This is a genomic window from Achromobacter spanius (genome assembly GCF_002966795.1).
Classification (GTDB): domain Bacteria; phylum Pseudomonadota; class Gammaproteobacteria; order Burkholderiales; family Burkholderiaceae_B; genus Achromobacter; species Achromobacter spanius_D.
The window spans coordinates 832,324-844,312 of sequence record NZ_CP023270.1 but is presented as its reverse complement, the minus strand read 5'-3'; the positions used below and the strand labels follow the sequence as shown (position 1 = coordinate 844,312).

The following is an 11,989-nucleotide window of genomic DNA, read 5'->3' as shown; positions in this document are numbered from 1 at the left end:
GGAGCCGGGCCGGGACGGGGGCCTGCCGCCCCCATCGGCCCGACGCCGTTCAGTTATCCAGATTGATCTTGCTGCTCTTGATGAAGGCGCTCCAGCGGTCGTATTCCGACTTCACGTACGCATCCAGCGCCGGACCATCGGAAGCCACGATCTCAAAGCCCGCCTCGGTGATCTTCTTCTTGATCTCGGGATCGGCCAGCACCGCCTGGAAATCGGCCGTCAGCTTCTTGACGGTGGCTTCCGGCGTGCCCTTCGGGGCGAACATGCCGCTCCACGAATAGGCGACGAAGCCCGGGAAGCCCGATTCGGCCACGGTCGGCACGTTGGGCAGCTCGGGCAGGCGCTTTTCGCCGGCGACGGCCAGCGGTTTGATCTTGCCGGCCTGGATCTGGCCGCGCAGCGCCGCAAAGCTCAGCCACGTCATGTTGGCCTGCCCGCCGACCACAGCCTGGATGGCCGGTCCGCCGCCGCCGTAAGGCACGTGCAACAGCTCGACCTTCGACAGCCGCTTGAGCTCTTCCGGCGCCAGGTGGTTCAGCGAACCCACGCCCGTAGACGCGTAGTTGAACTTGTTGGGCGGCTGCTTGGCGGCCGCCGCCAGGAACTCTTTCAGGTTGTCCCCAGGTACGCTCGGATTCGCGCCGATCACCAGCGGAAAGCGCACCGTCTGCCCGATGGCGACAAAGTCCTTGAACGTGTCGTACGGCAGCTTGGGCTTCACGGCCGGATTGATGCCGTGGTTGTCGAAGCTGACCAGCAGCGTGTTGCCGTCCGGCTCGGCCCGTGCCACGAACGCCGTGGCGATCTGGCTGGCGGCGCCCGGACGGTTTTCGACGACCACCGCGCGGCCGCCCATCTGCTGCGACAGGCGCGGCTGCAGGATGCGCGCCAGGATGTCGGTGCTGCCACCCGGCGGATACGGCACGACGAGTATCAGCGGCCGTTCCTCGGCCATCGCCGGCGCGGCGACAGATGCGCCCCCGGCCGCAGCCAGCGTGCATACCGCCGCCAGCGCCCGCTTGATCGTTCTATTCATCAGTTTTCCCCTGCTGTTGTGGTGTTGGCCGGCACTGCCGTGGCGGGTTCGGCCTGGTCCCGCATGTAAATCGTTGAGAAACCCGTGCGGATGACGTCGGTGATCTGGTCCAGCCGCCGGCCGATATGCGCGCTGATGAGGCCGGGCAAGGCCTCGATGTCGCGCTTCTGCAAAGCATCGACAATGCGCAGATGCTCGCCTTGCGTATGGCTGCGGCGTCCCTGCTGCATGTCGATCCAGCGCACGAAATGAATGCGCGCGTTGACGCTTTCCAGCGCGCGCACGAATTCGTCGTTGCGCGAGTAGCGCGCCAACGCCAGGTGAAAGGCTTCGTCCAGTTCCAGCAGCCGGGCCGCATCGCTGTCGTCGGGCTCGTCGCGCGACCGCTCGACAAAGGCACGCAGGCTGGCAAGCTCCTCGTCGGTGGCGCGCTCGCACGCCGCGCGCACGATGCCGGCCTCCAGCACCGCGCGGTATTCGTAAAGGCTGTGGATCTGCTTGGCGTCCAGCAGGCGGGCGATGAAGCCGCGGTTGACCGAGCGCGTCAGAAATCCTTCGACCATCAACTGGTTCAGCACCTCGCGCAGCGGCGTGCGGCTGACATTGAGCCGGCGCGCCAGCTCGACCTCGTTGATGCGTTCGCCCGGCTTGAACTCAAAGCGCACCGCCATGGCCTTGACGGCGCCATACAGCTCCGCCTGCCCGGCCGAAGTGCGGGCCGCGCGGGGGGTGGGTTGGGTCGCGGGTCGAGTTGCGGGTTGGGACAGCGGCATACCGGATCGCCTGTGGCAAATTTCCAGTCGGGATGAAGTGCATACTAAAGTGCATACACTTTGAGCGGCAACCCGGGTTTGCCCGAAGCGCATGGCTTTTCGCCCGGGCGGAAGTACAGATCCAGAAGCAACCGCCAGGAACGAAAAAGCCCGCCTGAAGAGGCGGGCTTGTCGCGGGGACGGTGGGACGGCGTCGGCCTACAGCCCGGTGTCCAGCGTGTAGTGCGCGCCGTCGCGATTCTCGAGGGTCAGCGTCGACAGGACAGGCGTCTGCGCAGTGTCGTCCTGCTGGACGTGAATACGAAGGTTCGCCAAAGGAACGTCCCAGCCGCCATTGGCGGCTTCGGCAGTCACCCCGGCCACCAGCGCCAGACGCTCGGCCACGCCACGGGCGTCCGCCGCGCGCGCGTCGATGCGTTGCAGGCTGCGGGCGCCATTGGGATGCGCCATCAGGTCGGGCGACCAGACGCACTCGGGCGTCAGGTGCCGGCAGAAATACATGCGGATGCCGGGCAAGGGCTGCTCGGCAAAGCGCACGGTGTGGAAACGGGCCTGGACTTCCTGACCGTCCAGCATGGCCGGACGGGTCAGTTCTTGCACGGGATTGACGGCAAAGCCGGCGTCCTGCAGCCGCTTGTAGGTGGCCTCGGCGTCATAGGTCCGGAATACCAGCGCTTCAAGCCCAAACGGCGAATCGGCAATTTCCTTGCGCGCGGGCGGCGCGCCCGGCGGCCAACCAAGCAGTTCGACGTACGTGCCTTCCAGCACGATCAGGCGATTGCACGACCCCAGGTTGTGCACAGCCTTGTCGCTCAGGTGAAAACCCTGCCGTTCGTAATGGGGCGCCAGCGCATCCAGCCGGTCGCGCACCATGACGACGGCGTGGTCGAATTCAGTGCGGCCGACGGAATGCAACATGAAGGCTAACCCCTTTTATCAGACCAACTTACCGTGGCACTGCTTGTACTTCTTGCCGCTGCCGCACGGGCACGGATCGTTGCGGCCGACCTTGGGCAGTGCGTTGCGCGCGGGCTGCGCACCCGTTTCCTGCGCATCGGAAGCCAGCGCCTCGTCGTAGTCGGAGTGGTGATACTGCACGTTCTGCACATGCGACTGCGCCGCTTCGGCTTCGGCCTGCTCGACCTGTTCCGACGACTGCACGCGCACCGTCATCAACACCTTCACCACGTCGTCGCGCACGCGTTCCAGCATGCCCGAGAACAGTTCGAAGGCTTCGCGCTTGTATTCCTGCTTGGGATTCTTTTGCGCGTAGCCGCGCAGATGGATGCCCTGACGCAAGTAATCCAGCGCCGACAGGTGCTCACGCCAGTGCGTGTCGATCGCCTGCAGCATGATCGAACGCTCGAACTGCGACCACGATTCTTCGCCCACCTGATCGACCTTGGCCTGGTACGCATCGCGCGCCGCGGCAACCACGCGTTCGCGCAGTTCTTCGTCGTTCAGGTTGGGTTCTTTTTCCAGCATCTCGGTCAGCGGCAGATGCAGGTGCCAGTCGGCTTCCAGCGCCTTTTGCAGCGCGGGGATGTCCCACTGTTCTTCCACCGATTCCGGCGGCACGTACGTGTTGAACAGATCGGTCACCGCGGCGTCGCGCAGGTTCTGCACGGTGGCGCCGACGCTGGAGGCTTCCAGCACGTCATTGCGCTGCGAGTACAGCACCTTGCGCTGGTCGTTGGAGACGTCGTCGTATTCCAGCAATTGCTTGCGGATGTCGAAGTTGCGGCCTTCCACCTTGCGCTGCGCGGTCTCGATCGAACGCGTCACCATGCCGGCTTCGATGGGCTCGCCCTCGGGCAGCTTCAGGCGTTCCATGATGGCGCGCACGCGGTCGCCCGCAAAGATGCGCATCAGCGAATCTTCCAGCGACAGGTAGAAGCGGGACGAGCCCGGATCGCCCTGGCGGCCGGCGCGGCCGCGAAGCTGGTTGTCGATACGGCGCGATTCATGGCGCTCGGTGCCGATGATGCGCAGGCCGCCCGCGGCCTTGACCTGGTCGTTCAGCGGCTTCCATTCAGCGCGGATCTTATCGATGCGCGCCGTCTTTTCGGCTTCGGACAGCGATTCGTCGGCGCGGATCAGGTCGACCTGCTTGTCGACGCTGCCGCCCAGCACGATGTCGGTACCGCGACCGGCCATGTTGGTGGCGATCGTGATGTGACCCGGTTTGCCGGCCTCGGCCACGATCTCGGCTTCGCGAGCGTGCTGCTTGGCGTTCAGGACCTCGTGCGGCAGCTTGGCCTTCTTCAGCAGGCCGGACAGCAGCTCGGAGTTCTCGATGCTGGTGGTGCCGACCAGCACGGGCTGGCCGCGCTCGTGGCAATCGCGGATGTCTTCGAGGATGGCGTTGTACTTCTCGCCGTCGGTCTTGAAGACCTGGTCGTTCTGATCCTTGCGGACCATGGGCTTGTTGGTCGGGATGATGACCGTTTCGAGCCCGTAGATTTCCTGGAATTCGTACGCTTCCGTGTCGGCTGTGCCGGTCATGCCGGACAGCTTTTCGTACATGCGGAAGTAGTTCTGGAACGTGATCGACGCCAGCGTCTGGTTCTCGTGCTGGATCTTCACGCCTTCCTTGGCTTCGACGGCCTGGTGCAGGCCATCGGACCAGCGGCGGCCCACCATCAGGCGGCCCGTGAATTCGTCCACGATGACCACTTCACCGTCTTGCACGACGTACTGCTGGTCGCGGAAGAACAGGGTGTTGGCACGCAGCGCCACCATCAGGTGGTGCATCAGCGCGATGTGGCGCGGGTCGTACAGCGATTCGCCTTCGGGCAGGATGCCCAGGCGGGCAAGAATGCCTTCGGCGTGTTCGTGGCCGGCTTCCGACAGGTAGACCTGCTGGCTCTTTTCGTCGACCCAGTAATCGCCTTCGGGTTCCGGCTCTTGCGGCTTGGGCTCGTGCGCCATGCGCGTCAGCAGCGGCGGCACCGCGTTCATGCGGACGTAGAGTTCGGTGTGATCTTCGGCCTGGCCGGAGATGATCAGCGGCGTGCGGGCCTCGTCGATCAGGATCGAGTCCACTTCGTCGACGATGGCGTAGAACAGCACGCGCTGGCGGCGGTCCTCAACACGGAACTCCATGTTGTCGCGCAGGTAGTCGAAACCGAATTCGTTATTGGTGCCGTACGTGATGTCGGCGGCGTACGCGGCCTTCTTTTCCTCGTTCGGCTGCTGCGGCACCACCACGCCCGTGGACATGCCCAGGAACCGGTACAGGCGGCCCATCCATTCGGCATCGCGGCGGGCCAGGTAGTCGTTCACCGTGACCACGTGCACGCCCTTGCCGGCGATGGCGTTCAGGTAGACGGGCAGCGTCGCCATGAGCGTCTTGCCTTCACCCGTGCGCATTTCGGCGATCTTGCCGTTGTGCAGGGCGATGCCGCCCAGCATCTGCACGTCGAAGTGCCGCATGCCGAATACCCGCTTGCCGGCTTCGCGCACAACGGCGAAGGCTTCGGGCAGCAGATCGTCCAGGGACGTTCCCTGGGCGTGGCGTGAACGGAATTCGTCGGTCTTGGCCGCCAGTTCCGCGTCGGAGAGCGCGGAGATCTTGGGTTCGAGCCCATTGATCTGGGTTACCAGCTTGCGATACTGCTTAAGCAGCCGGTCGTTGCGGCTACCTATGAGTTTTTTGAGCAGAGAAACCATGCGTATGTCGGCCGCACGAGCCACACCACACCCGAAAGCGCCTGGGGCAGCGTCACCCGTGACTTGATGTTATTGGTTGAGCGGGGGTCCGCTGGGAAACGAACCAGTTTAACGCACCTGGAGCGTAATAGCCTGGACCTATGACCAGGGTAGCACTGTTGGCCGGTTTGACCGGCCAACCCGCGAAGGGTTCACGGCGCGGCGGCCTGCGCGACGGCGGGCGGCGCATGCTGAGGCTGGGGGCCCAGAAAGAGGCGCGGATCCAGCGGCTGTCCGGCAAGACGGACCTCGAAGTGCAGGTGCGGCCCGGTGGATCGGCCGGAGCTGCCCACGCGCGCCACCTGCTGGCCGCGCTCGACCAGATCGCCCTGCTTGACCAGCAACGAGGACGCATGGGCATAGCGGGTGATCAGGCCGTCGCCATGGTCGATTTCGACCATGTTGCCAAAGCCGGGCGCCCATTTGGACTCGAGCACCACGCCGCCGGACGCGGCCAGGATCGGCGTGCCCGAGGGCGCGGCGAAATCCAGCCCTTCGTGCATGGCCGAGCGGCCCGTCACCGGGTTGCGGCGCCAGCCATACGAGGACGACAGATAGGGGTAATCGGTGATCGGCATGGCGGTCGGCATGCGCGCCTGATCCGCCGAACGCTTGGTGAGCGCCGCATCCAGCAGCTTCAGGTTGTCGGTCTGCTGCGACAGCCGCGCCTGGATCTCGTCGAGCTGCCGGCCCAGCGCCTCGGCGGACGCCGCGCTGGGCGGCGGATGGTCGGTGAAGAGGTCGTCCATGACCTGCGAGGCCTCGGGGTGAGCCGGGGCCTCTGGCTGCGCCGACGCAAGCTGTTGGGCCAATTCGGGGTCGGTATAGGCCACGCCCGCCACCTTGGCCACGCGCTGGCCCAGGCCGTCGATGCTGACCAGCTTGGCCTGCAGCGCGCCCACCTTCGAGGCCAGCAGATTCATGTTTTCACGCAGAAAATCGGCGTCGCGCCCCGGCTGCTCGGATAGCGGCCATCCCATCGTATGGACGGCGGGAAGGATGGGAGTGATGTATCGTTGAAGCGCTGCGCCAAAAATGGCCGCGGTAATCAAGGCGCCCCCCAGAAACAACGCCAGTCGCGCGCCGCCCAGGGTGAGATGCCCGTCCCGCCCGTCCCGGGCGTGCATAATCACGATCTTCAAGGTTTGCTTCCTAATTCTTTTAAAGCCGGCATGAATAGACCCGCTTCATACCGTCAACGTTCCAGTACCAGCCGGCGCGGAGAAAATACCGCCCTGGGATGGCTGGGTCATGACATGCGGGGCGCCGGTGTATTGGCGACTGCCCGCAAGCATCTACAAATTCAGTACGCGGTGGCGGCGGTGTTGCCCGCTCCGCTGGGTGCTGTGTGCCAGGTCGCCAAGCTGGAAAACCTGTGTCTGCATCTGGTGGTGCCCACCGCCGCGCACGCAGCCAAGATGCGTCAGTTGGCGCCGCGCATCGCGCGCTCACTGGCGGACCAGGGCTGGAACCTTAACGAAATTGCCATCAAGGTACAAGCCGGGTTACCCAAGCCCGGCGCCCGTCAGCCGCGCCCTCCCAAAGAGGCGCAGCCCCTGAACGACAAGGCATTGGGCGCGTTCGAAACGCTGCACGACAATCTGCGGCCGGGTCCGTTGGCCGACGCCGTTGCCAAGCTCTTGAGGCATCACAAGAGTAGCTGACCAACCGGGCTTTGTCCGGCAACTCGGGGGGCCGGAAACGTCGCGAAACCAACTTTTCAGACCGATGGCCGGATGGTTTGCTACCGGATTGCGACGATCGCGCGAGGGGATGACGGCCAGCGTCGTCCCAAAGTAGAAACCCAATCAGGGATCTAAATCGAAACCCGCGCGGGATCGGGGTCAGGCCCCGTGCGCGGGTTCAGTGGAAAGCCTGGCTCAGGCCAGCTTCCATTCATGGCGAAACGCCTGGGGCGCTTCTGCCTGCGATTCGTACGTGACGATTTCCCAGGCGTCGCGCTGCTCGAGCAGCGCGCGGGCGAGCTGGTTGTTCAGGCCGTGACCCGACTTGCACGCCACATAGCGCGCCACCAGCGGTTTGCCCAGCAGATACAGGTCGCCGATGGCGTCCAGGATCTTGTGTTTGACGAATTCATCGTCGTAACGCAGCCCGTCGCTGTTCAGCACGCGGTACTCGTCCATGACGATGGCGTTATCCAGGCTGCCGCCACGGGCCAGGCCCATCGACCGCAGGGCCTCGACTTCATTCACGAAACCAAAGGTGCGCGCCCGCGCGATCTCGCGCACGTACGAATGCGTGGCGAAATCGATTTCTGCAAAATTCGCCGTGGAGTCGATGGCGGGGTGGCGGAAGTCGATCGAGAAGGCCAGCGCGTACCCTTCGTGGGGTTCGAGCCGGGCCCATTTCTCGTTGCGGCCTTCGCCTTCACGCACTTCCACCGGCTTCAAGACACGGATGAATTGCTTGGGCGCGTTCTGCTCGACGATGCCCGCCGAGCGCAAAAGATAAACAAACGTCGCCGCGCTGCCGTCCATGATGGGGACTTCTTCGGCAGTGAGGTCGACGTGCAGGTTGTCGATACCCAGGCCGGCCAATGCCGACATGAGATGTTCCACGGTCGACACGCGAACATTGCCCTGCTGCAGCACCGACGCCATGCGGGTATCGCCCACGCCCGTGGCTTGCGCGGGCAGGTCAACAACCTGCGGCAGATCCACACGGTGAAAGACGATACCGGTATTGGGCTGTGCCGGACGCAGGGTGAGCTCTACCCGCCGTCCTGAGTGGACGCCGACGCCTGTCGTGCGGACGAGATTCTGGATGCTGCGCTGTCGGAACATGAGACTTGGAATTTTGAACCCGGAAGCCGGCAAGATAAGTACGGATTGCCGGCGTAACCGAAGTATTGTAACGCTGTCCGATCCTTGCCGCCATTCAAACTGGCGCTCAGACCGACCGAAACCTCCGTCCCTTATTTAACGTGCAAGGGAAACACGGACCGCTCTGCCTCCGGCTCGCCCGTGGGGACAGGCGAGCCGGAGATGAGGGAGTGCAGTTAGAGCCGTTGATCGGCTCTAGGTTCAGTCCGCCTGCTTACGCAGGAAGGCCGGGATGTCGAAATGATCCATTCCCGAGCTTTCCAGCGCGCGCACCTGGGCCGACGCCTGGCTGCGCGGATTGCGCATGACAGACGGCATGTCCAGGTTGCGGTAATCACCGCCTTGACCGGCCGGCATCGTGCCCATGGGCATGTTGTCGGTGCCGGTGCGCAGCACTTCAGCGGTGGTCTGCACCAGTTGCGGACGGGCTTGCGCACGGCCAAGGCCGGTTGCAACCACCGTGACACGCAGGTTTTCGCCCATGGACTCGTCGTAGGCGGTGCCGAAGATCACGGTCGCGTCGTCCGAAGCGTAGCTGCGGATCGTTTCCATGATTTCGCGCGTTTCGCGCATCTTCAGCGAGCGGCTGGCGGTGATGTTGACCAGCACGCCACGCGCGCCGTTCAGATCCACGCCTTCCAGCAGCGGGCAAGCAATGGCGTGCTCGGCGGCAACGCGTGCGCGATCCGCGCCCGATGCCGACGCCGTGCCCATCATGGCCTGGCCCTGCTCGCCCATGATCGTCTTGACGTCTTCGAAGTCGACGTTGACGTTACCTTCGACGTTGATGATTTCGGCGATACCTGCGCACGCGTTGTGCAGGATGTCGTCGGCCGAACGGAAGCAGTCTTCCTGCGTCGCGTCCTCGTCCATCAGTTCATAGAGGTTCTCGTTGAGCACCACGATGAGCGAATGCACGTGCTTGGCCAGTTCCGAGATACCGTCCTCGGCCATCTTCAGGCGCTTGTTGCCTTCAAAGGTGAAAGGCTTGGTGACCACGCCCACGGTCAGAATGCCCAGCTCCTTCGCCACTTCGGCCACGACCGGACCTGCACCGGTACCGGTGCCGCCGCCCATGCCCGCGGTGATGAAGACCATGTGTGCGCCGTTCAGCGCCGCACGGATTTCCTCGCGCGCGGTTTCCGCCGACGCGCGTCCCTGCTCGGGCTTGGCGCCCGCGCCCAGACCGGTACGGCCCAGACGGATCTGCACCGGCGCATTGGTTGCCGCCAGCGCTTGCGCATCGGTATTGGCGCAGATGAAATCCACGCCGTGCACACCGCTGCGAATCATGTGCGCCACGGCATTGCCGCCCGCACCGCCCACACCAACGACCTTGATTACGGTCCCTTTGGTGTTGTTCTCAAGCATCTCAAAGTTCATCATGATGACTCCCTCACAAGTCCGATTTTGCAAATCACAAAAATTCCCCAACAACCTATTTGTGAATCGCCTCAAAGCCGACGCCGGCTACATAGGCCCGCCACGGGTTTGAGACGCCTCCTCTTTCTGGCGCTCCCCGCTAGACAGCCGCGGTTCGCACCAAGGAGCAGGCCCCAACCTGCACCCTTTAATTCATGAACCACTCCTTCATGCGCGCAAGCAGGCTCTTGAAGTTGCCCGTCTGCGCAGCCACCTTGCGGCCACGCACACGCTGCATGCGCGCTTCCTGCAGCAGCCCCATCACCGTCGAGAAGCGCGGATTGCGCATCACGTCGGCAAGGCTGCCTTCGTACTCGGGCACCGCCACGCGAACCGGCTTGAGGAACACGTCCTCGGCCAGTTCGATCATGCCGGGCAGCTGCGCGGATCCGCCGGTCAGGACCACGCCGGAAGCCAGCAGGTCCTCGTAGCCGGAATCGCGCACCACCTGTTGCACCAGCGTGAATAGTTCTTCCACGCGCGGTTCGATCACCGCGCCCAGCGCCTGGCGCTTGACCTGGCGCGGGCCGCGGTCGCCCAGGCCCGGCACTTCCACGGACTCGTCCGGGCTGGCCAGCACCTGCTTGGCGACGCCGTAGCGCAGCTTGATTTCTTCGGCATCGGGCGTGGGCGTGCGCAGCATCGCCGCGATGTCGTTGGTGATCTGATCGCCGGCGATGGGCAGCACGGCGGTGTGGCGGATTGCGCCACCGGTGAAGATGGCAACGTCGGTCGTGCCGCCGCCGATGTCGACGAGCACGACGCCCAGTTCCTTTTCGTCGGCCGTCAGCACGGCAAGGCTGGAGGCGAGCGGCTGCAGAATCAGGTCCTGCACTTCGAGGCCGCAGCGGCGCACGCACTTGACGATGTTCTGCGCGGCGCTGACCGCGCCCGTCACGATGTGCACGCGCACTTCCAGGCGCAGGCCGCTCATCCCGATGGGTTCGCGGATGTCTTCCTGGCCGTCGACGATGAACTCCTGCGTCAGCACGTGCAGCACCTGCTGGTCGGTCGGGATGTTCACCGCCTTCGCGGTCTCGATGACGCGGGCGACGTCGGTGGCGGTGACTTCCTTGTCCTTCACGGCGACCATGCCGCTGGAATTGAAGCTGCGGATATGGCTGCCGGCGATGCCGGTGTAGACGTCTCGAATCTTGCAATCTGCCATCAGCTCGGCTTCTTCAAGCGCGCGCTGGATGGAATTCACAGTGGTCTCGATATTGACGACCACGCCCTTGCGCATGCCGCGCGATTCGTGCTGGCCCAGGCCTAGCACCTCGAAGCGGCCTTCAGGCAGGATTTCAGCCACCACAGCCACCACCTTGCTGGTGCCGATATCGAGGGCGACGATAAGGTCCTTGATGTCACGGGTCATGGCGTTAGCGTTTCTTGGGAGGTTTCGGTGTGGATTTGGATTTGGTTTCCGACGCGGGCAACGGAGCCAGCGCCAGGGCGAAACCATTCGGATAGCGCAGGTCGGCCTGCGTGATGGTGCGCCCTTCCAGGCGCCCCGCCACGGTGGGCCACGCCTGCACAAAGCGTTGAATACGAGCCGCGAACGGCAAGGCGCCGGGCAGGCCGTGCGGGTCCGGCGCATCGGCGCCCGGATCCCGGCCAAGGTCCAGCAGCATGCCGTTGGAAAGCACGACGCGCCAGGCGTAGCGCGGGCTCAGTTCCAACTGTTCCACATGCATGTCCAGCGGCGCGAACCAGCGCGCCAGCTCGGCGTAGCGCTGTACGACCAGCGCTTCCGTGCCGTCCGGCCCGGAGAACTGCGGCAGCACCGTGTCGTCGTCCACCTCGCCCGTGTTGGCCGTGAACGCCTCGCCCCAGGTGTTGATCATCTGGTTCTCGTTCCACAGCGCCAGGGGCTGCTGTTCCTCGATGCGCACGCGCAGCACGTTCGGCCAGATCCGCCGCACGGTGGCATGCCGGACCCACGGCACCGATTCGAAGATCTCGCGCGCGTCGTCCAGGTCCACCGTGAAGAAGTTGCCCTTCACGCGGCCCGCGATCGCCGAGCGTACGGCGCCCGTCGACACGTAGTGCAGCTCTGTGTCCGGCATCGATTCCAGCTCGATCGCCGACAGCGTGAAATACGGACGTTGCGCTACCCACACCACGCCCGCGATGAGCATGGCGGCAACCGCCAGCACGGCGAGCGTGTTGGCGATCAGGTTGGTAGTACGAGCGTCGTTCCACAC

Annotated in this window: 10 protein-coding genes; 1 reads left to right on the top strand and 9 read right to left on the bottom strand. The window is 64.5% G+C overall.

Going from position 1 to position 11,989, the window contains the following annotated elements; genetic code table 11:
• Positions 1–49: 49 nt before the first annotated feature.
• The 5 genes from CLM73_RS03810 to CLM73_RS03790 form a co-directional block, all read right to left on the bottom strand.
• On the bottom strand, positions 50–1,036 hold the full coding sequence (locus CLM73_RS03810) for a tripartite tricarboxylate transporter substrate binding protein (protein ID WP_105237367.1): 987 nt from the start codon (positions 1,034–1,036) through the stop codon (positions 50–52).
• Positions 1,036–1,809, bottom strand: a complete 774-nt coding sequence (locus CLM73_RS03805; protein WP_105237366.1) for a GntR family transcriptional regulator — start codon at positions 1,807–1,809, stop codon at positions 1,036–1,038. Before CLM73_RS03805 ends, CLM73_RS03810 begins: the two co-directional genes overlap by 1 nt.
• Positions 1,810–2,007: 198 nt before the next feature.
• Positions 2,008–2,727 (bottom strand): VOC family protein, encoded by a 720-nt coding sequence (locus tag CLM73_RS03800; protein WP_105237365.1) that lies wholly within the window; start codon positions 2,725–2,727, stop codon positions 2,008–2,010.
• An 18-nt stretch (positions 2,728–2,745) separates the two neighbouring features.
• Positions 2,746–5,481, bottom strand: coding sequence for a preprotein translocase subunit SecA (gene secA / locus CLM73_RS03795; protein WP_105237364.1), 2,736 nt, complete (start codon positions 5,479–5,481; stop codon positions 2,746–2,748).
• Positions 5,482–5,672: 191 nt separating this feature from the next.
• Positions 5,673–6,647, bottom strand: a complete 975-nt coding sequence (locus CLM73_RS03790; RefSeq protein ID WP_105241372.1) for a M23 family metallopeptidase — start codon at positions 6,645–6,647, stop codon at positions 5,673–5,675.
• Between the two features lie 129 nt (positions 6,648–6,776).
• On the opposite strand from CLM73_RS03790, the gene CLM73_RS03785 reads away from it, so the two are divergent.
• Positions 6,777–7,184 (top strand): DciA family protein, encoded by a 408-nt coding sequence (locus tag CLM73_RS03785; RefSeq protein ID WP_082579009.1) that lies wholly within the window; start codon positions 6,777–6,779, stop codon positions 7,182–7,184.
• Positions 7,185–7,400: 216 nt separating this feature from the next.
• On the opposite strand, the gene lpxC is transcribed toward CLM73_RS03785, so the two are convergent.
• From lpxC to CLM73_RS03765, 4 genes are all read right to left on the bottom strand, one after another.
• Positions 7,401–8,324: a UDP-3-O-acyl-N-acetylglucosamine deacetylase gene (lpxC, locus tag CLM73_RS03780; RefSeq protein ID WP_056320776.1), complete on the bottom strand. Its 924-nt coding sequence runs from the start codon at positions 8,322–8,324 to the stop codon at positions 7,401–7,403.
• 240 nt (positions 8,325–8,564) lie between these two features.
• The gene (gene ftsZ / locus CLM73_RS03775; protein WP_008160099.1) at positions 8,565–9,749 is read right to left on the bottom strand and encodes a cell division protein FtsZ; all 1,185 of its coding nucleotides are present in this window, start codon (positions 9,747–9,749) and stop codon (positions 8,565–8,567) included.
• 184 nt (positions 9,750–9,933) lie between these two features.
• Positions 9,934–11,160, bottom strand: coding sequence for a cell division protein FtsA (gene ftsA, locus CLM73_RS03770; protein WP_006217473.1), 1,227 nt, complete (start codon positions 11,158–11,160; stop codon positions 9,934–9,936).
• A gap of 4 nt (positions 11,161–11,164) precedes the next feature.
• A complete protein-coding gene (locus tag CLM73_RS03765; RefSeq protein WP_105237363.1) occupies positions 11,165–11,989 on the bottom strand; it encodes a cell division protein FtsQ/DivIB in 825 nt (274 codons plus the stop codon).